The organism is Chryseobacterium herbae, assembly GCF_025154075.1.
GTDB lineage: Bacteria > Bacteroidota > Bacteroidia > Flavobacteriales > Weeksellaceae > Chryseobacterium > Chryseobacterium herbae.
This window is the reverse complement of the sequence record NZ_JAOAMU010000007.1, coordinates 146,350-171,598: the sequence shown is the minus strand read 5'-3', so window position 1 is coordinate 171,598 and position 25,249 is coordinate 146,350. Positions and strand designations below refer to the sequence as shown.

Genomic DNA, 25,249 nt, shown 5'->3' with positions numbered 1-25,249 from the left:
ATAAACAAAGGCATTTCATTTAACAAAAGTAAAACAAAACATCAGTAATTTTAGGCTTTAACTTATTCTAAAAATCGTATTTCGGAAATGAGTGAAACGCCTTTGCTTATCTTATTTTAAAGTAATTAAAGTCAATTCTTTGTTTTTCTTTGCGTTAAAAAAAAAGATGAAAATACTTCAAAAATCAAAAAAAGCGCATCAGATTTCTGATGCGCTTTTAGGTTAATTAAGGTTATTATATTATTCTACGTGTTTCGGAGTGTATCCGTCTTCACTTAGTTCTTTATGGTCGTATTCAGCTTTCATTTCAGCTTCGTAGTCTACTTTTTCACCTTTACCCATTCTTCTTAGAATTGAATCAAATAATGAATATACTACCGGTACAATGATCAGCGTCAGGAATAATGATGATGTCAAACCACCGATAATTACCCAGGCCAGTCCGTTGTTCATCTCTGCTCCTGCTCCTTTTGCAATTGCAATCGGGATCATACCGAAGATCATCGCAATCGTGGTCATCAGGATCGGACGAAGACGGGCGTGGTTGGCCTGAATCAAAGCGTCATGGGTATTGGCACCCGCTGCTTTTCTCATATTCGCAAAGTCGACAATCATAATCGCGTTCTTCGCTACCAAACCAATCAACATGATCATCCCCAGCATCGTAAAGATGTTTAATGAATTTCCGGTGATGGCAAGAATAACCATTACCCCGATCAATGCCAGAGGAATAGAGAACAATACCACGAACGGATATACAAATGAGTCATACAGTGAAACCATTACCAGATAAACCAATACGATAGCTGCCATCAATGCAATACCTAACGTACCGAAACCTTCAGTCTGGTTTTCCATATCACCACTCCAGATATAGCTTACACCCGCCGGTTTGGTTTTCTCGTTATCCATAAACTGAGCGGCCCATTCGTTGGCAACATCTCCTACAGGACGACCTACCACTTTAGATTTTACCTTTACAGAAGGTGCTTTATCTCTACGTTCAAGCAAACTAGGTCCTGAACCCATTTTTACATCTGCAAACTGGCTCAGTCTGATCTGCTCACCCTGAGGATTTGTAAACATCAGGTTTCTTACATCATCAATAGACTGTCTGTTGGCATCACCAAAACGGATGTTGATATCATATTCATATTCTCCGGCTCTGAATTTTCCGTCTGTATTTCCACTGAATGCAGTCTGCATCGTTTGTCCTACACTGGAAAGATTTAAGCCTAAAGATGCCATTTTATCTCTGTCGATATTCACTTGTACTTCAGGACTTCCAGAATCCGTAGATAATTCTGCATCTACAGAACCGGGAACTTTCTTAAGTAATTCAAGAATTCTGTTCGCTTCTTTATTGGCCGTTTCGTTATCCTGAGCCGTCACTACCATTTCAATCGGTGCATTATCTGCTCCCATTAATCCGATTGGTGCCGTTTTAAATTCAACTCCTGTGAATTTTTCTTCTAAAGCTCTCTTGATTTTTGCAGACTTGATATCCGTGCTTTCATTACGCTCAGATTTATCTACCAGAATCACCTGAATCTCTGACTGATACAATGTAGCCTGTGCCCCACCAAAACCAGATGACTGCTGACCCACTGTCGTGATCATATCCACGACATCTTTATCATTTCTAAGGTATCTTTCAACAGCTAAAGTAATCTGATTGGTTTTTTCTACGGAAGCATCTTTTGGTAATTCCATCTGAACAAGGAATTGACCTCTGTCCATTTTAGGGAAGAATTCACCACCGATAAATCCGAAAGCCACCAACATGAATGAAGAAATCAGGATAATAAATGTTATAACCACTGTCATAATTCTTCTCAATGTTGATTTTAAAGCCCACTCCAGAATTCCTGTAATCCAGTGCGTGAATTTTTCCAACTGCTTTTCAAACCAAAGGATAAATTTCTCAAAAGGATTTTTACCTGTCAGATGCACCAGTTTACCATATCTTGAAGATAACCAAGGAATAATGGTAAATGAAGCCAATAACGAGAATAATGTCGCAATAACTACCGTGACACAGAACTGCGCCAGGATATCAGCAACCAACCCAGAACTCATCGCAATCGGTAAGAATACCACCACAATTACCAGGGTAATAGCCGTTACCGTAAATCCAATTTCCGAAGCTCCATCGTACGCTGCACGAATTCTGCTTTTCCCCATCTCCATGTGACGGTAAACGTTCTCCAGTACTACAATCGCGTCATCCACAAGAATACCCACAACCAATGAAAGTCCAAGTAAACTCATTAGATTCAAGGTATATCCCATCAGATACATTCCAATTACCGTTGCAATCAATGACATCGGAATAGAAACCATTACAATAAATGCGTTTCTGATGTTATGAAGGAACAATAGCATTACTACTGCTACCAGGATAATCGCCAGGAATAAATCGAAAATTACGTGGTCAGCAGCTTCAAGTGTAAAGTCTGTTGAGTCATCTACGATATTGATTTTAATCGCCTGCGTTTTATAATCTTTCTGAACATTATCAATTGTTTTCTGAATAGCTTCTGAAACGGAAACTGCATTGGCGTCAGATTGTTTTTTAACCTGAAGTAAAATCGTAGAATTCTGGTTGTATCTTGCCACTTTCTCCACATCTTTCTGGGTATCGAAAACGGTTGCAATATCAGACAAACGAACCTGAGCTCCATTTTTATTGGAAACTACAAGGTTATTCATCTCATCTACACTTTTATACTTACCGGAAAGTCTGATCGTAGATCTCGAAGTTCTTGTCTTCAAAGCTCCCGTCGGGAAATCCAGGTTGGATGAAAGAATGGCCTGCTGTACATCTGCGATGGCAATACCATACCCCTGCATTTTCTTTTCATCTAAATTCACCTGAATCTCTCTCTCCTGTCCACCTACAAGGTCCACCTGAGCTACACCGTTTACACGGGAGAAAATAGGTTCTATTTTTTTATCTAAAAGGTCATAAAGATCTTTATTATTCAGCTTGTTACTGGAAATACTCAAAGTCATGATCGGAAGATCATCCAATGAGAATTTTTGCAGAGAAGGAGGATCTGCATCGTCCGGAAGGTCTGCCAGAATAGCATTTACCTTTCTCTGTGCATCATTCAAAGCGTAGTTTACATCGGCACCGGTATTCAACTGAACCATGATTACCGATAAACTTTCGTATGATGAAGATTCTACTTTCTTTACGTTTTCCAGGGAACCTACGGCATCTTCAATTTTTCGGGTTACCGAAGTTTCCACCTCAGCAGGCGAAGCTCCCGGATATACCGTAGAAATGGTTACCATATTGGTTTCAAACTTCGGAATCAACTCGTACCCCATCATGGAGTAACTTAATAAACCACCCAATGTAAGTATCGTAAACAATACGATAACCAGGGACGGCCTTTTAATGGATATTTCTGCTAACTTCATCTTCTGTTACTTTACGATGTTGATTTTCGAACCGTTATCAAGGTTGATCTGTCCGCTGGTAATTACCTGTTCTCCGCCATTCAGTCCGCTTAAGATTTGAACTTTGTCACCGTATACTTTTCCGGTTTGTACTTTGATCAGTTTAGCCGTTCCATTGCTTACGACGAATAGTTGCCCTGAGCTTACTCCGTTCACAAAAGCTTCTGCAGGAACGGTCAGCATATTCTGAGTTTCAGTACCGTGATTGGTTTTAAATAAAGCTGTTGCGTACATACCCGCTTTTAAGTTTCCTCTGTTTTGAACTTCAATTTCAACCGGGAAATTTAAAGAGGCATCACTTTTAGGAGCAATAAATGTAATTCTACCGCTGAATGAATCTTCAGGTAAAACATTAACATTGATCGGAACTTCCTGACCTAAAGCAATTCTTCCTACCTGACTTTCGTCTACTAATACAGACAATTTAAGGCTGTTGATATTTACAATTTCAAACATAGAAGTTCCTACAGAAACTACAGTTCCCGGCTCTACCATTTTTTTATTGACTGTACCACTGATTCCTGCACGGATGCTGGTATCATTCACTCTTACCCCCTGAGCTCTTACGGCTGCCTGTGCATTTTTCAGCTGTAGTCTTGAATTATCAACCTGCTGCTTCGTAACTCCTCCCGTTTTGAAGGCGCTTTCGTAACGCTGATTGTCAATAATTGCATTCTGTAAATTATTCTGAGCCTGAGAAACATCAACCTCGATGGCGTCTTTTTTGATCACGGCCAAAGTCTGTCCTGCAGAAACTCTTGATCCTTCTTTTACCAAAACGCTTACGATACGTCCTGCGATTTCAGAAGACTGGTTCATTTCCTGTTTTGGAATGAAAGTTCCGTTAGCTGAGTAATCTGTATTGATATTTTCTCTGGAAACAGTTACTATATTCACGTTGATTTTGTCAACCTGTTTAGCAACTTCCTTTACTTCTTTCGTCTGTTTCTCTTTATTATCTGCAATCTTGTAAGCCGCTAAACCGATTAGGACCGCTGCTACGATGATGTATATTAAAGTTTTTTTCATTTTAGTTTATTATAAGTTTTGTAGTGTGTTCAGTTCCCCTTTAGCTTTTATGAGTTTAATCTCAGCCTGTTTGTAGTCCAATAATGCGTTTGAATAGTTCTGTTTTGCCTGTGTTAAAGCGTTTTCAGAATCCAGCACTTCGGTAAGTGTTGCCAAACCGTATTGGTAATTGGACTGTGTATTCTTCTGTACTCTTTCCGCAAGCTCAACGTTATCTTTCATGCTTTGGATATTGATAATGGCATTTTCCATATTGGTAACGGCATTTTTATGATCCAAATCTAAAGTCAACTGTTTATTTTGGATATCCTGATCAAGATCCTGAATATCAATTTCTGCCTGCTGAATTTTAGCTTTTGTAGCACCACCGGTGAAAATCGGAACATTAATGTTCAACCCTATCGCAGAATAGTCGCTCCAAAGAACTCCATTATTAAGACCGTTGGTCAAAGGAAATTTCTTCCCCATCCCGGCCCAGCCATAGTTGGCAGTAAGGCTAACGGTAGGATAAAGATAAGCTTCCGTTGCTTTTTTGTTAAACTGAAGAAGTTCTCTGTTTTTATTTAAAACTTTGATCTCTGTACGATCATCCAGGTTTATTGTACTGGCAATAAGTTCAGGTTTTGGCTCGATAGTTTTTTCTTCAAGCTCGATATCTGTCCCGATCGGAACTCCCATATAAAATTTCAAAGAATTTTTTGAAAGTTCTACAGAATTGATCAGCTGTTGCTTGTTGGAACCGATATTGGTAAGCTGTACATTGGTACGGTCTAAATCGATGGCTTTTGCAAGACCATTATCGACTAAACTTTTAATCACATTTCTTACTCTTTCCGTATTGGCGTAGCTAGCTTCTACCGTTTTCAGATTTTCCACCTGTACAAATACCTGATAATAAGCTGTAGCTACATTTTCAATGATCTGTTCGTTCGTAAGCTGAGCATTCAGAACATAGAATTCTCTGGTAGACTTTGCTGCTTTAAGACCTGTGAAAACTCTCTGGTCAAATAAAGCCTGCTGAAGCTGCACCGAAGCTGTTGAGCTCCAAGGCTGTCCCAGCTGTGCTCTGATTCTTTCTCCACCAAATTCAAGCAAAGACTCCTGAATAACAGGATTATAAGTTAAACCTGCTGTGGCCGTTATCTGAGGTAAAGCACCGGCTCTGGCCTCGTCAATCTTATATTCAGCCTTTTTGATCTGTAATGCTGCTTTTTTAGCTTCTGCTTTATTCTGCAGTGCCTGCTTGATGGCTTCCTGTAAAGAAACCTGCTGCTGGGCAGATACCGATGAAAAGCCGAAAATCATAAATGCTGCAGCTATCCCAATTTTTAGCTTTTTAGCAGTTATACGTTTTCTTTTCATAATTGTATACTTCGTTTATTTTTTTAATTTAATTTTTCTCGTCAAGGTTTTTGTTTCTAAAGGACGTATCATTTCCCAAAATACTTTAACATTTTTTTAATTTTTAAAAAGCATGTTGATAATGATCTCTTTTCTTTCGGAAATAATCTGGTCATATTCTTGATCACTGATCATCAGATTCTCCATAAACAAAGGCCTTACAGCACTTGGGAATACGAGTAGCGAAACCATATTCAGAATAAACTGAACGGGCGCCATTTTTTCTATATTTCCCAATTCCATTTCTTTTTCGATGTCTTTATACATCGTTTCCAGTACATCTTCTTCAATTTCTCTCTGATGGCAGTTTCCCTTATTAATCTGTGAAACAATGTAGGTTTCCAGATACGGATATTGAAGGCTGGTAGAAAGACTGCTTTCTATAAACTTGCTAATCTTTACTTTGAAAGGAAGATCTGCATCCTGAATGATCTTAGATTTTTCCTGTTCCACTCTCTGAGCTTCGTCAAAAATGATCTGAATCAGATTATCTCTTGAACGGAAATAATAGTTGATTAATGTTCTGTTCACTCCGGCTTCATCGGCAATCTCCTGGGTAGTAGCATCAAACTTCCCCTTCACAAAGAATAAATTCTTCGCTGTCTCCTTGATCAATTCCTGTGTTTGGTCTTTTTTCGCTTGATTTGACATTATTGTTAAACAATTTTGTGCAAATGTAAATCAAATTCTGTTTTTGACAAAATTGTTAAACAAAATAATTAAACAAATTTGTTATGATTTGCATCATGTTTTCGATGTTCAGTTTGAGATTATTATGAATTAATCTTGGCTGGGAACGGCATTTTTATATCTTTGCCGCAAAAAAAATAATAACTGATGCGAAAGATTTTATTTCTGTACACGGTACTCTACTGTGCACTGTCATATTCTCAAAACAGAACTCAAAACAACGATTACTATTTTTACGAAAATAAAGGTCAGATCATTGATCAGGAAGGAAAGGATAATCCTGGAGTGAAATACCTTTTCCTTTCAAATGGCCTTAATGTTCAGCTAAAGAAAGCCGGATTTTCTTACGATGTTTACCAGATAGAAAAGCTAAAGGAAAGCAATTCCGGTAAAAAACAAAATTTATCTGATCAAAAGCTTGAAAAAATAAAATATAAGTACCACAGAGTTGATATCGATTTAGTTAACTCAAACCCCAATGCTGAGATTGCTCCTGAAGACCAATCTCCGGATTATGAAAACTTTTATAATATTCCAGGTAAGCCCAACGGAGTAACCCATGTTTACAGATTTAAAAAAGTTACTTATAAAAACATTTACAGTAACATAGATCTGGTATTTTTTAAGCCGGCAGATACTTTAAAACCAATAGAATACAATTTCATTGTAAAACCTGGCGGGAAAGTTTCAGATATTAAAATGAAATTTAATGGCACTAAGACATCGTTAAAAGACAATAAAATAGTGATGAATCTCCGTTTTGGAGCAATGCAGGAAAACATTCCTCTTTCATGGCTTTTTGATGGGAACTCTAAACAGGAAACCAGCATAAAATTCAGAGAAGTAGAAAAAGATATGTATGGATTCGTCGGGACACAGAATTCATATGACAAAACACTAATTATAGATCCTGTACCAACACCTTTGTGGATCAAAAATTTACCTAACTGGGTTTGGCATTCAGATAATTCATATTATAAAATCTTTGCCAATGCAAATCAGGAAGTTTACACAAGTTTAACTACGATAGCAAGATACAACGTAGCTACAAGCACTTATACTGTAATGGACTCTAATTCCCAAAACTATGGTTATGTTTCTAAATTTGATTCATCAGGAAATAAAATCTGGGGAGTATTTTTAGGTAATCATCACTCTAGTGGTGACGAATCTAATGTGCTAAAAGATATGGCCATCAACAACAGTAACGAAATATATGTAGTGGGACATGCCAGAGATTCTCAAGGTGGTGTCAATACAATCACAACTCCTGGTGCACACAAAGAACACTCTACCTATATGGGACCATTCGCCACCTATGCGAATATGGATGCTTTTATTATCAAATTAAATGATAGTGGTACAAGGGTTTGGGGCACTTATTTCGGAGGAGAGGAAAGCGAAACAATCAATTCTCTGGTTCTGGACTCTAATGAGAATTTAATTTTTGGAGGTCAAGCTAACGGCAATAATGGAATTGCCACTCCGAATGCTGCCGTTCCGAATAATTTGAATATCTACAATGGAGCGTCATTTATCGCAAAATTTTCTCCAAATGGCAGCCAGATTTATGGATCGTATTTCAATTTAACAGGAGGCATCAAAAAACTCGACAGAGATAATGCCAATAACATCTATATAGCCGGAGACGTTGATAGGAGCTATAACACTTCCGGACAGGGAACAGCAGGTACTCATCAGCAAACCATCATTGGTAACGGAAATGCTTATTTAGCAAAGCTGGACAGCAATTTTCAGTTTTTGTGGGCCACTTACTACGGTGGAAAAAATGCATACGGTCTTCTACATAATTACAATGAAGGAAGAACCACAGTCAGCGATTTAAAAATAGATAAGGATAATAATGTCATACTTTTAGGAGATACGGATTCTAATGAGAAAATTTCAACTCCCGGAACGCATCAGACGGTCCGTACTTCTAATCTTGGCAACGATATTTTTTTAGCAAAATTTAATTCATCAGGAAATCAGATTTGGGGCACCTATTTTGGGGCTACCACTACTAATGCCGTTAGTGATGATTTATCTTTCGGTCTTTCAGTAGATGACAGCAATAATCTTGTATTTGCAGGACAGACATCAAATAATATCCAGATAGCCACTCCTAATGGTTTTCTTCCCAATAACACAGGAGGTCATTCCGGGTTTTTCACTAAATTCAGCACAACAGGAAATCAAATATGGGGATCATATTTTTACCGTACAATAAACACAATTTATGCAAAAAGTAATAACATTTACACTTTAGGAGGGGCTAATACAACTAATAATCTTGCAAAATTTTATGATTGTACTACCGGGATTTCAGTCACTTCCAACTCACCAGTCTGCACCAACTCTACTCTCCAATTAAATGCCACCGGAGGAACAATTTACAACTGGACAGGGCCAAACGGATTCACTTCAAACCTACAGAATCCCACTATTCCAAATGCTACAACCTCCAATTCGGGAATTTATACCTGTCAGGTTTCAGGTTCCGGAGCCTGTGATGGCAGTTTTACCGTCAATGTTGTGGTTGGAGATAATGTGGCTCCCATTCCAAATACAGCTACCTTACCAAGTATCACTGGAGATTGCCATACTGTCATTACCAATATCCCAACGGCAACAGACAACTGCGCCGGAACCATTATAGCTACAACTACAGACCCTCTTTCCTATTCAGTTCCGGGAACGTATACCATTCACTGGAATTACAATGATGGAAACGGAAATATTACCACGCAAAACCAAACCGTTATTGTAAACGCTGTTCAAACTCCTACAGCAAACATTACACAAACTTTCTGCGCCTCCAATAATCCAAAGGTTTCCGATCTTCAGAGTACAGGCCAAAATATCAAGTGGTATGATGCGACGGGAAATTTACTAACTGCCACAACTCCACTTGTGAATGGACAGACTTACCATGCATCCCAAACAATTAACGGCTGCGAAAGTGGTAAAACAGCTGTTCAGGTAACCGTAAACAGTACGCCAAAACCAACTGCTAATACTGCCCAAGACTTCTGTGCATCGGCATCTCCTACATTGGTCAAGCTGATTGTAACTGGAACATCTCTTATATTTTACAATGCCTCAGGAAGTATTCTTCCGCTTACTACGCCTCTTGTTCACGGACAGACTTATTATATGACCCAAACCATTAACGGATGTGAATCTGAGAAATTGGCTATAGCCGTTACGCTTTCAGTCAATAATGTTCCTGCAACCAATTATACGGCTGTATTATGTAACAACACCATCGCAAATTCGATGAATGTAAACCTTCATTCGTATGAAAGTAATATCATCAATAATCCGGGAAGTTATTTTTTCACCTATACAGACAGTGCTGGAAATGTCATTCCCAATCCGGCCAACTATACTTTAAACAATGGAACCACGGTTATCATAGTAAAAGTGGCAACTGCTGACGGATGTTTTAATACCGTAAGACTTACTTTGACATTAAATCCCAAGCCTATTATTGAACTTTCTGATCAAGCTGATTTCTGTGAAGGTAAAACCGTTACATTGAATGCCGGACCTGGCTTTGCTTCTTATCTCTGGAGCACCGGAGCAACCAGCCAAACCATTACAGTTTCTACGCCGGGAACGCATACTGTGACTGTGAAAAATGCTTTTGGATGTGAGAATACAAAATCTGTTCAGGTGACGTATTCTGTGCTGGCTACAATTGTCGCCGTCAATATCAATAACAATACAGCAACTGTGGTTCTTTCTGCAACTGGTAGCTATGAATATTCCTTAGATAATTTCATCTGGCAGGATTCCAATATTTTCACCAATTTAGGTTCAGGAGAATATACGGTTTACGTCAGAACCAAATCAGGCTGTATCATCGGACAGAAAAAGTTCTCTATTTTCAATATCCAAAATGCGATAACTCCGAATGGCGACGGAAATAATGATACCTGGAAAATTGCCGGACTGGAAAACTATCCGGGAACTGAAATCTATTTATATGACAGAAAAGGATTTGTTATAGTAAAAGAAGTTATTACGAAGAAACCTTTCGTATGGGATGGAAAATACCATCAACAGCCCGTAGCTACAGGAAACTATTGGTACACCATTAAAGTTTCAGACGGAAGAACCTACAGCGGATGGCTTCTGGTGAAGAACAGAGATTAAAACAAAACGGGCAGAAAATTCTGCCCGTTTTTTATTTTTATACTAATTTGATTTTATCATCTGAAATATCAACGATCTTATCTTTATAAAGTCCACCGAGTGCTTTTTTAAAGTTCTTTTTACTCATCTGAAGTTCAGCTTTGATTTCCTCTGGAGAAGACTTGTCTGAAAGATAAAGAAGTCCGTAGTTATCATCCAGTTTGTCCAGAATTTTCTGTTTGAATTCGTCTATGTTTTCAAAACCTTCGGGCTGTAAGGATACATCGATCTTACCATCTTCACGGATATCCTTGATATAACCACCTTCTTCTGATAAAGGATACAATTTTTTGAACACATCAGACGCGTAAATAAGTCCGATATATTGCTTATTGATCACCACATTCCAGCCCAACTCACTTTCATTCATCATGATCAGGTCTACTTTCTCTCCTTTTTGCAAAGGAAGATCCTGATATTGCGGATTTCTTTTGAATTTTGTAGTTCCTGTAATCAGATCAAGAGCTTCATCTACGTAAAGGTAAACGAGGTATCTTTTTCCTTCAATAATTTTGGATTTCTGCTGTTTGTAAGGAATAAAAAGGTCTTTAATGATTCCCCAATCCATAAATGCCCCGCTCGGAAGACTCTGCACACAGCTCATTACAGCATACTCACCTACTTCCGCTAATGGAATTTCTGTGGTAGCCTTTAATTTGCCGTCGTCCTGATAGACAAAAACTTCAACGTCATCATCAATTTCTTTTTCATCGCTGGTGAAAACCTTAGGCAGGAAAGCCTTTTCTCCTGATTCATCCTTAAGGATCCATCCTGAATAGTTTTTGTCTGAAATTTTTAAAGTCTGGGTTTTTCCGAGTTGCATTGAATATAAAATTAGCCACAAAGGTACGGAAAATTGAAGATTTTAAAACTACATATGCTGCTTAACCTGAACTTAGGTCAAGAAAATTAAGGTTATGGGGCTTGGAAGCCGGAACAGGGAGGCTGGAAGTTACTATTAGTCGTCCATTTTTAATGATTTCCTTAACTTTTCATTTCCAACTTCCTTACATTACAAAATAACTTAATTCAATAAAAAAGAGAAGCCTCAACTTCTCTTTTAATTTTGGGATCTACTTCTATTGTGTCACACTGAAATAAGTCTTTATTTCTCTCAGTTTTCCATATACTTTTTCCAGTAACTCATCAGAAAGATGATGCAGATTAAAATACGTTTTGAGGATAAAAGCCAGCTGATCCAGCTCTGTAATCTCTGAACTCTCTTTTCTTCCGTCGTTCCAGCGGATATTAAATGTATTGTTAAAAAGGGCATATCTCGCCTCTTCATTCACTCTGGTGATCATTAAAAACTGGCTAAACACAGAACCCGGACCGGTCGCAATATACCAGTTGGCCATTTCCAGATCTGAAAATTCCACTTCTTCCAGCGAAAATTTGTAAATGGGAAGCCATTCTTCCTTTAAAACTTCCAATCTGTAAAAATCTTCTGTTTTTATTAGTCGAAACAGACCATTTGGTGTTTCCTGCTCGATATCCGTATTCAATATAATCGGAGAAGTAAGAGTCATAGATCCGAATCCCACATCTACAAGGTATTTCACGCCGTCTATATCTGTGGTAAGCATCATATGAGAGCGGGCGGTTCCGGTTCCGTCTTTACTGCCCCACACGACTCTTGCTAAGTGCATTTTAATAGTAAAGCCAACAGTTTCCAAAACATCTTTGAATAATGAATTCTGCTCATAACAATACCCTCCTCTCTCAAGCGTAACCAATTTATTGAAAACAGCATTCAACTGTAATGAAGGTGCTTCTCCGGTAAATGTTTCTATATTTTCAAAAGTGATGTTTTTAGGATGCAGCTGATGAAGTCTTTTCAAAAGCTCCAGTTTTCCTGTATTTTCTGCTGGTTGTTCTGCCTGTATTCTCTTTAGGTACAGATCCAGTTGCTGGTTTTCCATAATGCTGATATTTTAAATTTATTCTGATTCAAATATCGGGATTGTTCGGGTCTCAAAAATAGGTCAAAAGAGAGAATTACGAGGACAAATCAATCATTTTCCGGTATTCACGGGGAGTCATTCCGGATTGCTTTTTAAAAAAGCGGGCAAAGTATGAAGGATCACTGATGCCTACTGCATAAGCCACTTCACTGATACTCATTTCAAAGATCGATAAAAGCGCTTTGGCTTCGATCATAATCAACTTATTGATCAACTCTAAAGCAGTAGAACCGGTGAAATCTTTGACACATTTATTCAGGTGATTCGGGGTAACATTTAGCATTACAGCATATTCATGAACGTTGTGGATCTTATGAATATTTTTCGTTACTGCTTTTTTAAATTTCAGGACCAGTTTTTCATTAGCTGTCCATTTAATCTCCGGTAATGTTTTAATAATTTCTTTCAGTTCACCCAGAAAACACATCAGATAAAAGCTGATGAGCTGGGTATTTCTTTCGCTTTTCTCCTGATCATTTAAACGCTCCATCCTACTGAGAAGCGGTAATAAAGTTTCCGCCGAATCTACCGGAATGACATATTGATCATGGAATTCCAGATAATTTAAAATTTCAAGGAGGTATTTGATCTGATCATTTTTTGCAATAAAATCATCAGAAAAATGACAGTAAAAACCTTCAATATCTTCAGAAAGCAGATCGATGGTTCTTATTTTTTCCGGGGCTAGCAATAAAACAGATCCGGCAGAAAGATGATAGTGTTCGTTGTATACGGTCTGCTCTAATCTGCCTTTGGTCACCCATACAAAATCATTCACTGTTTTCCGGTGAGGCAGAAAAGGAGTCCGGAGCTTCACTTTTGTCGTGGATAGTTTTGAAATAAAAAAATCATTAATTGTTTTATCCTTCCAGTGTTTCTCATCGGTTTCAATGAATGCTGAAAAATTTTCCGGTTTATATTCAGGTACGATCTGTTTTTTATCCATGATCATTCAGTAACAAATTAAATGAAATATGATTTTTCTAAACGTATGTAAAGGTACAAAAGTTAATGGGGATCATAATTTGCTTTTAGTCTCAATCTGAATTTTAAACAAAAAAGAGAAACATCACTGTCTCTCTTTTATATTTTAATATTTTGCGATAAACTCCATGAGTTCCCTCTTGCTGTTTTCAAAATCAAATGCATCATAGACTAAGAAATACCTGTTTTTATCTGCACATCTTTTGTACATCGATTTAGCCAGTGCCAGTTTATTGTTATCAAAACTGATATATTTTACCAGATCTCTGATTTGCGCCGAACTAAACATAGAAGTGCGCATCTGCTGATTGATCAGAGCCAGTTTACCATCATCGAACTTTTCGTTTTTCTGCAACATATCAAAAAACTGACGGAACGTATTATTATCCATCACATTTCCTGAATTATATCCATCTCCCGGATGATTTCCATAAGGATCATTCCAGACATCATTCCAATCATTAAAACCATAAGACTGGCTTTTAACAGGGTAAAGATCCAGTAAGTAAAGGCCTTCATTGGTGAAGAAATCCAGAACCATTCTGTTGTTGTTACGCAGCATTAGAGTTGTTCTGTACAGCAAAAATCCATTTTCATAGATCGACACAGGCATTTTACCGGATTGCAAGTCAAAAAAACGATATTTTCCAGAACCATTTGAAATCATCTGGTCACCAACTTCAACTGTGAAAAAGCCTTGCTCAGGGATTCTCAGAAAAACCTCTGCATATCCATAGTTTTTATTCCACTGATAGTTTGGATTTTTTGATATATTGTTTGAATTATCTGTCTGATTATATTTTGACTGATCAAAGGTTTTGGCCTTTGTCTTTACATTCCCGGAAACCTGCATTTCTGCTGTGGAAGCTTCATTCTTTAACAACTCACCCGCCTTTCCTGCTTCCTGAGCAAACGAATGTATTGCTGCAAAAAACGCTAAACCTATAAAAAATTTCTTCATAAAATAAATTTGCTTTGTCGATCTCCATTTTTATGCCAAAAAAAAGAGAAGTAAAAAACTTCTCTTTTAATATTTAAATTTTTAAATCTTTCAATTAAAAATTAGATATGAATAGGTCTCTTACCTGTCGCATCCAATGCAGCTTCTTTAATAGCTTCTGCATAAGTCGGGTGTGCATGAGAACTTCTTGCCACATCTTCAGCACTTGCACGGAATTCCATTGCAATAACTCCTTCAGCGATAAGGTCAGCTGCTCTTGCTCCAATGATGTGCATTCCTAAAATTTCGTCTGTTTTCTCGTCAGCGATAATTTTAACCAAACCATCAACATCACCACTTGCGCGGCTTCTTCCTAAAGCTCTCATTGGGAAAGAACCTACCTTAATGGCAACTCCTTCTTCCTTCAATTGCTCTTCTGTTTTACCTACTCCGGCAACTTCAGGCCAAGTGTACACAACACCCGGGATTAAGTTATAGTTGATATGTGGTTTTTGACCAGCAATGATTTCAGCAACCAAAGTTCCTTCTTCACTAGCTTTGTGAGCAAGCATTGCTCCTTTGATTACATCTCCGATTGCGTAGATGTTTGCAACGTTAGTCTGTAAATGATCGTTTGTTTTTACTCTTCCTCTTTCATCAAGTTCTACCCCTGCTTTTTCAAGACCAAGACCATCTGTATAAGGTTTTCTTCCTACTGAAACTAAACAGTAATCTCCTTCTACAACTACCTCTTCACCTTTTTTATCTTTAGCAGTCACTTTTACAGTGTCTCCATTTCTTTCCACGGCAGATACAGCAGTAGAAAGCATGAACTTCATTCCCTGCTTTTTAAGAACTTTAGTTAATTCTTTACTCAATGCACCGTCCATTCCTGGAATAATTTTATCCATGAATTCAACAACGGTTACCTGAGCTCCTAATCTTAAATATACAGAACCTAGCTCAAGACCGATAACTCCTCCACCGATTACGACCAGGTGTTTAGGAATTTCTTTAAGGTTTAAAGCTTCTGTAGAAGTGATCACTCTTTCTTTATCAAGACTAATGAAAGGAAGTGAAGACGGTTTAGAACCTGTTGCAATGATTGTATATTTAGATTCAATGGTTTCAGAAGAACCATCGTTTTTCGTGATTTTGATCTGAGTAGCAGATTCAAAGCTTCCCAAACCTTCAAAAACAGTGATTTTGTTTTTGTCCATCAAAAACTGAATTCCTTTAGTAGTCTGATCTACCACCTCGTTTTTACGGGCAACCATTCTTGCAATATCAGCCTGTGGCTCATTGATAATGATTCCGTGACCTGCAAAATTATGTTTTGCGTTTTCGAAATGCTCAGAGCTGTCTAAAAGCGCTTTTGACGGAATACATCCAACGTTAAGACAAGTCCCGCCTAAAGTTGAATATTTTTCAATAATTGCTGTTTTGAAACCTAACTGTGCTGCACGGATAGCAGCTACATAACCTCCAGGACCAGAACCGATTACGGTAACATCGAATTGACTCATGTTATTGTATGAATTTGTTTGTTATTATCTTACTTAATGATCACAAATTTACTGATTAATTGCCACACCCCCAAGTGAGTTTTGTCAAGTTTATGGATGAATTTGAGATTTAAAAAAAAACAGTTGTTATCTGTTTGCATTGATCCATATAATGACGGCAAGAATAACCAAAGGGATTCCAATTTTAATTCCACCTAAAGTAATCACTACTATTCCTGTCAAAAGAACAGCAGTACCTACTAAATATAATACGATGCTTATAATATAACGGTACTTATTTTTTTGTTTTATGGCTTTCTGCTTTTCAGCATGGATGTCTTTCATTACTTCATCTACGTCTTTTTGATCATAACCCTCCTGAATGATGAGTCGATAGATGTATTTTTCATTATAATTTTTAGCAAGATAGCTTCTGTACTTATTGTATATTTCTTGTTTTAATTCGCTAGTCATGGTTAAAAAATTTCAATCCTTTTTATGGATATTAATCCTATTTTTTTCTTGTAGTAAAGACTTTTATAATTCAAAAAATTAATCCTGAAATGATTAACAGAGCTTATATTCTTACCTATATCTTTAATTTATACCAAAACTCACGCATCTACGTTCATTTTTCCAGATCCGAACATTCCCGCACTTTCAAAAAACGAGCCTCCATAGACATACCATTCAATATTTTCCAGATACTCCGCTGCATTTTCCGGGGTTATTTGTAAGCGATCTTTTTTCGAAACGATTCCTTTGTACCATCTTCCCGATTTAGAAAAATGCTCAAATTCAACGAAATAACGAATCCATATTCTTTGACAAAGTTTGCACTGTTGAATCGTTACTTCTGCATATCTTCCGTTGGTATGGTCTATTCCTAATTCAGAACTTCTGTATTCAGTATAGTCCGAACTCGGTTTTTCACAAGCACATCCAATTTTGGGGATTTTATTCATTGATGAATATTGATTTTAAATAAAATTAATGAAGGTCAAATGTAAAGAAATATGAAGTCATAACGCAAATCCGTGCCTTATTTCTTCACCAGATCCATCAGAACCTTTTCATATTTATCGAGAATGATATTCTTTGAGAATCTTGATCTGATAGAGTTTTTTATAGCATCACGGTTATAATTACCCTGAAGAACCTTCATTATTTTTTGGGAGAAACCTTCGTAATCTTCGATATTGGAAACTTCCCCATTGATCTGATGCTGAATGATTTCATTGATGCCACCGGGACAATTATTGGCAAGAGAATAGGTTCCGCACGCTCCTGCTTCCAGAAGGACATTCGGGAAACCTTCATACCTTGAAGAAAGGATAAAAAGATCGGCATACTTTAGATACTGGTAAGGATTGTCTTTCCTGCCGTGAAAAATTACATTTTTTAATCCCAGAAAATCTTTCGTCTGCAGCAAAACATCTTTGTCTCTACCGTCACCCAGAATATGAAGCAGGATATTTTCGTTTTTAAGTCTTGAAAACACTTTCAGAAGATTGTCGAATCCTTTTCGGGGCGACAGATTCCCGATCGCTACTACGTTTTTGTAATTGTATTTAAAACAATCCGGCTTGGTAGAAATGGCTAGTTTTTCATTGATAAAATCAAAATCAACAGGATTATTTATTTTGACAATTTTCTTTTTCTTAATATTGAAATTATCGACAAGATCATTCATCATATCATCACTTTGCGCAATGATCTTCTGATAGTTATTGTAAAAATTATAGAAAAATTTAATCTCTTTTCTGGTCACATGTTGCGTCACCACATTGGTTTCCCTGGCAATGAATTTCGTTCTCGGGAAAAGCCTGATAAATAAGGCCAGATAAGCATTCACCTCACCAAAACCTGAAAATACAATATCCGGTTTCCGTCTGTAGATTTCACCCAGAATAGGTTTTAATGAATGTCTGATCCGCTCCGTATTGATGTCGATGATTTCAACATCTTTTTTCAGAAAATTAAGATATCCGCCCTGTTTGCGGAGCAGCAGGATTTTGGGTTCGAAGCGATCTCTGGACAGGTGATTCGCAATGGTGGTCACAATCCTTTCTGCACCACCGGTTTCCAGATCCGGCAGAATAAATATGACAGAAATCTTTTTCATCAGTTAAAGTTAGTAAAAAGTTTTATTAACCTTTAATTTTAAGTTTTCGAAGACAGGAATAATCTCGCTTATATTTTCAACACTTAAAAAGGCATATTCATCTGGCTTAAAATTCATTTCCATTCTTTTAGAAATAATAAAACGTGGATTATTTTCGCCAAAAGCGGCTTCCGGTTCCCCAAAAATAATATTTCCGAAAAACTTATCATTCATCTCAATATGAACCTTCTTTATTTCTGAAAGTTTTTTCTCTTTTATAATTTCCTTATCAGACTGTTGAGCCACAATAATCCTTTCATTGGTGATGAGATAATAATTATTTTTCACCTTAAAATAGTTCAAAATCCAATTGAAAAAAGTGGTAAAAAATACGATTCCCACTACGATTACTACAAAAAAGAAGAGTATGGATGTTATCGTGTTTATAAGAAACATAGTGGACAGCACTAAAAAAATGAAGAAAAACACTGCTCTTATTTTTTCTGTCATATTAAAAAAGAAACCCTTCTTTGGAAGAATTTCTTTTAAAATTATTTCGTTATCGTGTAAATTCATTCTTAATTAGCTACGTCACTGATAAATTTTATTCTCAGCATTCTCACTTCTTCATCAGACAATTCGTCTCCAAATTCATCGAGAAGCACTTTCATGCTGTCGCTTTCAGATTCGGTCATGAATTCTATGAAGCCGTCTACAATATCTTCATCGAAATTATCTTCAATATAATAATCGATATTCAGCTTTGTTCCCTGATAAACGATGCTTTCCATTTCTTTTAAAAGTTCGGTCATCGAAAGGTTTTTCGCCCTTGCAATATCTTCAAGATCTATCTTTTTATCGGTACTCTGGATGATGAAAACCTTGTGACTGGATTTATTAGCCACCTGTTTAAGCACCATATCCTGGGTACGCTCGATATTATTAGCTTCAACGTAAGTTTTAATGAAGTCTGCGAATTCTTTACCATATTTTTTGGCTTTTCCTTCTCCAACTCCATAAATTTTTGCAATCTCATCCACCGAAACAGGATACTGAACCGTCATGTCTTCCAGACTCGGGTCCATGAAAACCGTATAAGGCGGAATTCCATGTTTCTTGGCCACTTTCTTTCTAAGATCCTTTAACTGAGCGAATAAATTCTGATCGAGTCCGCTGCTGGCCTGCATTTGTACCTGTTCGCTCTCCGCTTTGGTCTGGGAAAGATCGAATTCACGGTCTTCAGCGATTAAGAATGGTTCTTTAGGCTGATTGTCCAGGAAGTTTCTCGCTTTGTCTGACATTTTTAAAACGCCATAGGTCTCAATATCTTTCTGTAGGAAACCCTGAACGGTAGCCTGTCTTAAAATGGTTTTCCAGTAATTATCGTTTTTCTCTTTTCCGAAGCCGAAATGAGAAGTCTGCTCCAGTTTATAGGATTTTGTAACGGCATTTTCTTTTCCAACCACCACGGATATCAGATCTTTAGACTTGAATTTTTCCTGGGTATCCCGGATCAGTTCCAGCATTTTTCTCAGATCTGCGGTCGCTTCTTTTAATTTTGGAGGATCGGAGGAATTGTCGCACATATCTGCACCATCTCCTTTCACCGGATCGAAATTTTCCCCGAAATAATACAGAATATACTGTCTCCGGCTCATGGAAGTTTCGGCATAGCCTACTACTTCATTTAAAAGCTGAAGCCCGATTTCTCTTTCGGAAACTGGTTTCTGGGCAAGAAACTTTTCCAGCTTTTCGATATCCTTAGGATCATAAAATGCAAGACAATAGCCTTCGCCGCCATCTCTTCCTGCTCTTCCGGTTTCCTGGTAATAACTTTCCAGAGATTTCGGAAAATCATAATGGATCACAAAACGCACATCCGGTTTATCAATTCCCATCCCGAATGCGATGGTTGCTACGATCACATCTACTTCTTCCATCAGAAATTTATCCTGATTGGTAACTCTTACTTTCTGATCAAGACCGGCATGGTAAGGAAGCGCATTAATGCCGTTTACCTGTAACAGTTGGGCAAATTCTTCCACCTTTCTTCGGCTCAAACAGTATATAATTCCCGATTTCCCTTTGTGATGATTGATAAATCTCACGATCTCCTTATCTACATTGACTTTCGGGCGTACCTCATAATATAGATTGGGACGGTTGAAACTTTCCTTAAAAACCAGTGCATCGGACATTCCCAACGTTTTCTGGATGTCATCCTGAACTTTTGGTGTTGCTGTTGCGGTCAAAGCGATCACCGGAACATCGGCAATCCTGTCAATAATAGATTTCAGGTTCCGGTATTCAGGTCTGAAATCGTGTCCCCACTCAGAAATACAGTGAGCTTCATCTATGGCTACGAAAGAAATTTTTACATCTTTCAGAAAATCCAGATAATCATCTTTGATCAATGATTCCGGAGCTACATACAAAAGCTTGGTTTTACCGCCTCTGATATCATCAAAGACCTGTTTTGTCTGTGTTTTGTTTAATGATGAATTTAAAACGTGTGCCACCCCGTCATCAGATGAAAGACCGTTTACCGCATCTACCTGATTCTTCATTAACGCTATTAAAGGCGAAACAACTATTGCCGTGCCCTCTGATATAAGTGCCGGAAGCTGGTAACATAATGATTTACCACCCCCTGTTGGCATTAAGACAAATATATCCTTCCCACTAAGTAGGTTTTCTATAATTTCTTCCTGCTGGCCTTTAAATGTAGAAAACCCGAAATACTTTTTCAATTCGCCTGATAAATTGGCTTTTTTTGCGCTCATCTAATTTTCTATTGCTAAATTTGCATCCAACCCAAAGTTATAAAAATTCTGCTTAAAATAAAAGCGAACGAATTTATAAAAAATAAAACTTATATTAAATATTCTTTTTTAAATATAACGTTTTTCATTGGATTTTTTGTATACCTTATACTTATAAAATGGAAAGAAGCGACATTATTTCAATTGCCAAGAGCACATTAGAGATAGAAATTTCAGAACTTGAAAAATTAAAGAACAGGATAGATGAAGATTTTGCCAAAGCAGTGGAGATTATTCACTCGGCAAAAGGGAAATTAATTGTTGTGGGAATCGGGAAATCTGCCCATGTAGGCAATAAAATAGTAGCCACTTTAAATTCTACGGGAACACCGTCACAATTCCTCCACGCTTCCGAAGCGATCCACGGAGATCTGGGTGTGATTCAGAAGCAGGATGTCGTTTTATGCATCTCCAACTCCGGAAACTCACCGGAAATAGCGAATCTTGTTCCTTTTCTGAAAGATTATTCCTCTGCACTTATCGGAATGACCGGAAATAAAAAAAGTAAACTTGCAGAATTTTCTGAAATCGTTCTGGATACCCACGTGGATGTGGAAGCCTGCCCGAATAAGCTGGCTCCTACAAGTTCTACCACCATTCAGATGGCTCTTGGGGATGCGATGGCTGTTGCTTTAATGGAACTTAATGATTTCAGAGAGAATGATTTTGCTAAATTCCATCCGGGAGGTAGCTTAGGAAAGAATCTGGTTTCAAAGGTAGATCAGTTTTTATCCCCACAAAAGCCTCAGGTAGAGGAAAACGCACCGGTAAGAGACGTCATTATCTCCATCAGCGCATCCAGCCACGGAATTACGGTGGTCACTCATGACGAAAAGATCATCGGCGTGATTACGGATGGCGATTTAAGAAGAATGCTGATGAAGGGAGACGATATTTCTAAAGTTCAGGCCAGAGACATCATGTCTGCCCATCCTAAAACCATTGAAAGAGATACGCTGGCCAAAGATGCCATGAAAATCCTGAAAGAAAACAACATAGGCCAATTGATTGTCACAGAAAACGGAAAATATTTCGGGATTATTGATTTGCATAAGCTCTTAGATGAGGGGATCAATTAATTCTTACTGAAGTTATCTTCAACCATAATAAATCATCAGGCGGTATTCATCATACCGCCTGTTTTTTTTCTGAAAATCAAACATCAAGGTATTGTCCCTATAAACTTGTATAAAATCCTTCCCAATAATTCTGAATACTGATTATTATTTCATAATTTCGCAGACTTAAACAGCATAACTCTGACGAGTTTACTATTTTAGATAGACTGTACTATATGGACGAAAAAAAAGACATGTCCTTTCTGGGGCATATTGGAGAATTAAGAGGTCATCTTGTCCGCTCAATTATTGCTATTATAGTTGTAGCTTTTGCCGTAGGATTTAACATCAACTGGATCATGGACCATATCTTTTTTGGACCAACAAGAAATGATTTTCCAACTTTCAGGGTAGTCAATCACTTTTCAAGAATGCTTTTAGGGGAAGACAGTATTCATCTTCCGAAAGAATTTCCGGTTCGTGTACAGAGACTTTACCAGCAGTTCAACGTGATGATGGCTGTTTCTGTTTTCGGAGGTCTCGTAGGGGCTTTTCCTTATATTGTGTGGGAATTGTGGAGATTTATCGGACCTGCTCTTCATCCGAAGGAGAGAAAAAATTCTATCTTTATTATCAACGCCGTTTGGATCTTATTTATGACCGGAGTTTTATGCGGTTATTTCCTAATCCTTCCATTTGCTGTTAATTTTGGAGTTATTTTCAAGATCTCAGATATTATTATACCGCTTTACGACTTAAGCGATTATACCACTCTGTTTTTACAGGTGATTTTAGGAATGGGAATTATCTTCCTCTTCCCTATTCTGATCTATTTCCTTACGAGTATAGGGATTCTAACGCCTATGTTTATGAAGACTTACCGTCGTCACGCTATCGTATTGATCATGGTTGTGGCCGCGATTATTACCCCAGCCGATGTTTTAAGTATGATAATGGCTGCTTTCCCATTACTTATTCTGTATGAATTCAGTATTGTGATGTGCTCTTTCACTTACAAAAAGGTTCAGAAAAATGCTACCAACCTTCCGACTATTTAATAATGCAAAATTAAATTAAAACTACAAAATACTATTAAACAACTCTTTACACCAAAAGAGTTGTTTTTTTTGATACTTTATTTTCAATAATTACTGAAAGTTCAAAAATATTTCTATCTTTGAATAAAAATTAATACGGTAAATTCTTTATCCCATGAAAAGCATCTATAACATAATCAATTACGGTATTGCCACAGTCTGGATGATCAATGGTCTTTTCTGTAAAGTATTGAATTTTGTACCACGACATGAAGAGATTGTTGCCAGAATTTTAGGTAGTAGTTATTCAAGAACACTGACCGTACTGATTGGATGCTCGGAAATTATCATGGCGGTATGGATCTTATCTGGACTTCATTCCAAATTCACTGCTATCGCCCAAATCACAATCATTGCGGCGATGAATCTGCTTGAATTTATAGTAGCTCCGGATTTGCTTCTTTGGGGCAGATTCAATTCACTTTTTGCTTTTCTCTTTATTTTACTTATTTATTTCAATGAGTTTCATTTGAATCCAAAAAAACTAAATCATCATGTTTGACTTTTTAAAAAACCACCCGTTCGCTGTTGAAGCTTTTTTCGAAAGTTCACTGGTTTTGACCTTTGCCGTTCCGAAAGAACAGTTACAGCACCTTATTCCGGAATGTCTGGAGCTTGACACTTTCCAGGATCAATGGGCTTTTGTAGCGGCAGCCATGGTTCAGACAAAAGATTTACGTCCAAAAGGCTTTCCAAAATTCATGGGAAATGATTTTTTCCTGATCGGCTATCGGGTATTTGTAAGATACAGAAGCAATAGCGGCAAAAGATTGCGCGGATTGTATATTCTTAAATCTGAAACGGATAAAAAGAAGATGGAATTCATGGGGAATATATTCACTCATTATAATTATTCTACGACAGATATTCAGCAAACGGAAAAGGGAAACGGAAAAGAGATACAATCTTTGAAGTCTAGCTTTAAAGTTAGCATCAGCAAACAAGAAGAAAATATAGCTCTACCTCCCCATTCTCCCTTTGCAGACTGGAAAGAAGCAAGAAGATTTGCAGGCCCATTACCTTTTACTTTTACCTACAATAAAGAAACCCGGGAAGTTCTTATCATTGAAGGCGTAAGGCAAAACTGGACTCCACAAACGGTAGAGATTCTTGATTATCATTTCGGATTTTTAGATACGCTTAAACTGGAAAACCCTGTTTTAGCCAATGCTTTTATCATTAAAAACATTCCATACTACTGGAAAAAAGGAAAAATTGAACCATGGAAACAACAAGAAGGAAATTTCAAGGCGTCTTAAATATTTTAAGCTTTAACCGCCATTTTTATATCATAGGAATAGGGATTTTAGCTTTAATTACCATCAGTCACCAAGTATTTGAATGGTCAGATCTTCTATATTGGATCATCATCGCTGCATTTCTTTACGGATTGATCATGCCTTTAATCGTATCAGCCTATGTTTACGATTTTTCGGGATATTATGATTTTCAATGGCTGAAAGACTGTTCCATTGATGAATCCAAAGTACAACAGATTTTAAATATCAATGCCGGCTTTGATGAAACGAGTTACATTATCAAAGACCACTTTCCACAAGCCGATTTGAAAGTATTTGATTTTTATGATGCAAAACGACATACAGAACCGGCCATAGTAAGAGCTAGAAAAGTGAGTATCGTATATCCAGATACACAACAGATGCAGTCCAATTCAATTCCTTTAGTTGATCAGTCTGCTGAGCTAATTTTCCTGCTTTCTGCCGTACACGAAATAAGGTCACATGAGGAAAAAATCCTGTTTTTAAAAGAATGTCACCGCTTATGCAAACCTGATGGAAAAATTATTATGGTGGAACACCTTAGAGATTTCCCGAATTTTCTGGCTTTTTCTGTAGGCTTCACCCACTTTTTTTCAAAATCTGTATGGAAAAATGCTTTTAGTCAGGCAGGTTTTGCATCATTCAAAGAGGTAAAATTCACCCCTTTTATGTCAATTTTTATCTGTACCCCATAATCATCTCATCCT

The 25,249-nt window shown here is 37.4% G+C and carries 20 protein-coding genes; 6 read left to right on the top strand and 14 right to left on the bottom strand.

Going from position 1 to position 25,249, the window contains the following annotated elements; translation table 11 throughout:
• Window positions 1-240: 240 nt before the first annotated feature.
• The 4 genes from N0B48_RS19890 to N0B48_RS19875 all read right to left on the bottom strand — a co-directional run bounded on the left by N0B48_RS19890 (window position 241) and on the right by N0B48_RS19875 (window position 6,549).
• Complete coding sequence (locus N0B48_RS19890) at window positions 241-3,429, bottom strand: efflux RND transporter permease subunit (RefSeq protein ID WP_259840842.1); 3,189 nt, start codon at window positions 3,427-3,429, stop codon at window positions 241-243.
• 6 nt (window positions 3,430-3,435) lie between these two features.
• Window positions 3,436-4,497, bottom strand: a complete 1,062-nt coding sequence (locus N0B48_RS19885) for an efflux RND transporter periplasmic adaptor subunit (protein WP_259840840.1) — start codon at window positions 4,495-4,497, stop codon at window positions 3,436-3,438.
• A 9-nt stretch (window positions 4,498-4,506) separates the two neighbouring features.
• Window positions 4,507-5,859: a TolC family protein gene (locus N0B48_RS19880; protein WP_259840839.1), complete on the bottom strand. Its 1,353-nt coding sequence runs from the start codon at window positions 5,857-5,859 to the stop codon at window positions 4,507-4,509.
• A gap of 96 nt (window positions 5,860-5,955) precedes the next feature.
• Window positions 5,956-6,549 (bottom strand): TetR/AcrR family transcriptional regulator, encoded by a 594-nt coding sequence (locus tag N0B48_RS19875; RefSeq protein WP_259840837.1) that lies wholly within the window; start codon window positions 6,547-6,549, stop codon window positions 5,956-5,958.
• Window positions 6,550-6,735: 186 nt separating this feature from the next.
• On the opposite strand from N0B48_RS19875, the gene N0B48_RS19870 reads away from it, so the two are divergent.
• Entirely contained in the window at window positions 6,736-10,749 is a 4,014-nt protein-coding gene (locus N0B48_RS19870) for a DUF7948 domain-containing protein (RefSeq protein ID WP_259840835.1), read from the top strand.
• A gap of 37 nt (window positions 10,750-10,786) precedes the next feature.
• Here N0B48_RS19870 and N0B48_RS19865 read toward each other — a convergent pair whose 3' ends face one another.
• The 10 genes from N0B48_RS19865 to recQ all read right to left on the bottom strand — a co-directional run bounded on the left by N0B48_RS19865 (window position 10,787) and on the right by recQ (window position 21,068).
• A complete protein-coding gene (locus N0B48_RS19865) occupies window positions 10,787-11,611 on the bottom strand; it encodes a CvfB family protein (RefSeq protein ID WP_259840833.1) in 825 nt (274 codons plus the stop codon).
• Between the two features lie 256 nt (window positions 11,612-11,867).
• Window positions 11,868-12,710: an arylamine N-acetyltransferase family protein gene (locus N0B48_RS19860; protein WP_259840831.1), complete on the bottom strand. Its 843-nt coding sequence runs from the start codon at window positions 12,708-12,710 to the stop codon at window positions 11,868-11,870.
• A gap of 76 nt (window positions 12,711-12,786) precedes the next feature.
• The gene (locus N0B48_RS19855; RefSeq protein ID WP_259840829.1) at window positions 12,787-13,704 is read right to left on the bottom strand and encodes an AraC family transcriptional regulator; all 918 of its coding nucleotides are present in this window, start codon (window positions 13,702-13,704) and stop codon (window positions 12,787-12,789) included.
• A 138-nt stretch (window positions 13,705-13,842) separates the two neighbouring features.
• Complete coding sequence (locus tag N0B48_RS19850) at window positions 13,843-14,697, bottom strand: proline and serine-rich protein 1 family protein (RefSeq protein WP_259840827.1); 855 nt, start codon at window positions 14,695-14,697, stop codon at window positions 13,843-13,845.
• Window positions 14,698-14,798: 101 nt separating this feature from the next.
• Window positions 14,799-16,202 carry a dihydrolipoyl dehydrogenase gene (gene lpdA / locus N0B48_RS19845; RefSeq protein ID WP_034725270.1) on the bottom strand — a complete coding sequence of 468 codons (1,404 nt, stop codon included), beginning with the start codon at window positions 16,200-16,202 and terminating at the stop codon, window positions 14,799-14,801.
• Between the two features lie 126 nt (window positions 16,203-16,328).
• On the bottom strand, window positions 16,329-16,655 hold the full coding sequence (locus tag N0B48_RS19840; protein WP_259840825.1) for a hypothetical protein: 327 nt from the start codon (window positions 16,653-16,655) through the stop codon (window positions 16,329-16,331).
• 140 nt (window positions 16,656-16,795) lie between these two features.
• A complete protein-coding gene (locus tag N0B48_RS19835; protein WP_259840823.1) occupies window positions 16,796-17,146 on the bottom strand; it encodes a hypothetical protein in 351 nt (116 codons plus the stop codon).
• 77 nt (window positions 17,147-17,223) lie between these two features.
• Window positions 17,224-18,306 carry a glycosyltransferase gene (locus tag N0B48_RS19830; protein WP_259840821.1) on the bottom strand — a complete coding sequence of 361 codons (1,083 nt, stop codon included), beginning with the start codon at window positions 18,304-18,306 and terminating at the stop codon, window positions 17,224-17,226.
• A 9-nt stretch (window positions 18,307-18,315) separates the two neighbouring features.
• Window positions 18,316-18,741: a hypothetical protein gene (locus N0B48_RS19825; RefSeq protein WP_259840819.1), complete on the bottom strand. Its 426-nt coding sequence runs from the start codon at window positions 18,739-18,741 to the stop codon at window positions 18,316-18,318.
• Between the two features lie 122 nt (window positions 18,742-18,863).
• Window positions 18,864-21,068 carry a DNA helicase RecQ gene (recQ, locus tag N0B48_RS19820; RefSeq protein WP_259840817.1) on the bottom strand — a complete coding sequence of 735 codons (2,205 nt, stop codon included), beginning with the start codon at window positions 21,066-21,068 and terminating at the stop codon, window positions 18,864-18,866.
• Between the two features lie 158 nt (window positions 21,069-21,226).
• Here recQ and N0B48_RS19815 point away from each other — a divergent pair, with 158 nt between their 5' ends.
• From N0B48_RS19815 to N0B48_RS19795, 5 genes are all read left to right on the top strand, one after another.
• On the top strand, window positions 21,227-22,186 hold the full coding sequence (locus N0B48_RS19815) for a KpsF/GutQ family sugar-phosphate isomerase (protein WP_259840815.1): 960 nt from the start codon (window positions 21,227-21,229) through the stop codon (window positions 22,184-22,186).
• A gap of 215 nt (window positions 22,187-22,401) precedes the next feature.
• The gene (tatC, locus tag N0B48_RS19810) at window positions 22,402-23,223 is read left to right on the top strand and encodes a twin-arginine translocase subunit TatC (RefSeq protein WP_259840813.1); all 822 of its coding nucleotides are present in this window, start codon (window positions 22,402-22,404) and stop codon (window positions 23,221-23,223) included.
• A 154-nt stretch (window positions 23,224-23,377) separates the two neighbouring features.
• Window positions 23,378-23,764 carry a DoxX-like family protein gene (locus N0B48_RS19805; protein ID WP_259840811.1) on the top strand — a complete coding sequence of 129 codons (387 nt, stop codon included), beginning with the start codon at window positions 23,378-23,380 and terminating at the stop codon, window positions 23,762-23,764.
• Window positions 23,757-24,521, top strand: a complete 765-nt coding sequence (locus N0B48_RS19800) for a DUF2071 domain-containing protein (RefSeq protein WP_259840808.1) — start codon at window positions 23,757-23,759, stop codon at window positions 24,519-24,521. The genes N0B48_RS19805 and N0B48_RS19800 overlap by 8 nt, the downstream gene beginning before the upstream one ends.
• On the top strand, window positions 24,485-25,237 hold the full coding sequence (locus N0B48_RS19795) for a methyltransferase (protein WP_259840807.1): 753 nt from the start codon (window positions 24,485-24,487) through the stop codon (window positions 25,235-25,237). The genes N0B48_RS19800 and N0B48_RS19795 overlap by 37 nt, the downstream gene beginning before the upstream one ends.
• The last annotated feature ends 12 nt before the right edge of the window (window positions 25,238-25,249 follow it).

Excerpts from the sequence above, each read along its gene's own strand:
- N0B48_RS19830 (WP_259840821.1), bottom strand. The coding sequence starts at position 18,306 with ATGAAAAAGATTTCTGTCATATTTATTCTGCCGGATCTGGAAACCGGT.
- N0B48_RS19840 (WP_259840825.1), bottom strand. The coding sequence starts at position 16,655 with ATGACTAGCGAATTAAAACAAGAAATATACAATAAGTACAGAAGCTAT.
- N0B48_RS19870 (WP_259840835.1), top strand. The coding sequence starts at position 6,736 with ATGCGAAAGATTTTATTTCTGTACACGGTACTCTACTGTGCACTGTCA.
- N0B48_RS19875 (WP_259840837.1), bottom strand. The coding sequence starts at position 6,549 with ATGTCAAATCAAGCGAAAAAAGACCAAACACAGGAATTGATCAAGGAG.
- N0B48_RS19825 (WP_259840819.1), bottom strand. The coding sequence starts at position 18,741 with ATGTTTCTTATAAACACGATAACATCCATACTCTTCTTTTTTGTAGTA.
- N0B48_RS19865 (WP_259840833.1), bottom strand. The coding sequence starts at position 11,611 with ATGCAACTCGGAAAAACCCAGACTTTAAAAATTTCAGACAAAAACTAT.
- N0B48_RS19890 (WP_259840842.1), bottom strand. The coding sequence starts at position 3,429 with ATGAAGTTAGCAGAAATATCCATTAAAAGGCCGTCCCTGGTTATCGTA.
- lpdA (WP_034725270.1), bottom strand. The coding sequence starts at position 16,202 with ATGAGTCAATTCGATGTTACCGTAATCGGTTCTGGTCCTGGAGGTTAT.
- recQ (WP_259840817.1), bottom strand. The coding sequence starts at position 21,068 with ATGAGCGCAAAAAAAGCCAATTTATCAGGCGAATTGAAAAAGTATTTC.
- N0B48_RS19800 (WP_259840808.1), top strand. The coding sequence starts at position 23,757 with ATGTTTGACTTTTTAAAAAACCACCCGTTCGCTGTTGAAGCTTTTTTC.
- N0B48_RS19860 (WP_259840831.1), bottom strand. The coding sequence starts at position 12,710 with ATGGAAAACCAGCAACTGGATCTGTACCTAAAGAGAATACAGGCAGAA.
- N0B48_RS19880 (WP_259840839.1), bottom strand. The coding sequence starts at position 5,859 with ATGAAAAGAAAACGTATAACTGCTAAAAAGCTAAAAATTGGGATAGCT.
- N0B48_RS19795 (WP_259840807.1), top strand. The coding sequence starts at position 24,485 with ATGGAAACAACAAGAAGGAAATTTCAAGGCGTCTTAAATATTTTAAGC.
- N0B48_RS19885 (WP_259840840.1), bottom strand. The coding sequence starts at position 4,497 with ATGAAAAAAACTTTAATATACATCATCGTAGCAGCGGTCCTAATCGGT.
- N0B48_RS19815 (WP_259840815.1), top strand. The coding sequence starts at position 21,227 with ATGGAAAGAAGCGACATTATTTCAATTGCCAAGAGCACATTAGAGATA.
- N0B48_RS19805 (WP_259840811.1), top strand. The coding sequence starts at position 23,378 with ATGAAAAGCATCTATAACATAATCAATTACGGTATTGCCACAGTCTGG.
- N0B48_RS19855 (WP_259840829.1), bottom strand. The coding sequence starts at position 13,704 with ATGATCATGGATAAAAAACAGATCGTACCTGAATATAAACCGGAAAAT.
- N0B48_RS19850 (WP_259840827.1), bottom strand. The coding sequence starts at position 14,697 with ATGAAGAAATTTTTTATAGGTTTAGCGTTTTTTGCAGCAATACATTCG.
- N0B48_RS19835 (WP_259840823.1), bottom strand. The coding sequence starts at position 17,146 with ATGAATAAAATCCCCAAAATTGGATGTGCTTGTGAAAAACCGAGTTCG.
- tatC (WP_259840813.1), top strand. The coding sequence starts at position 22,402 with ATGGACGAAAAAAAAGACATGTCCTTTCTGGGGCATATTGGAGAATTA.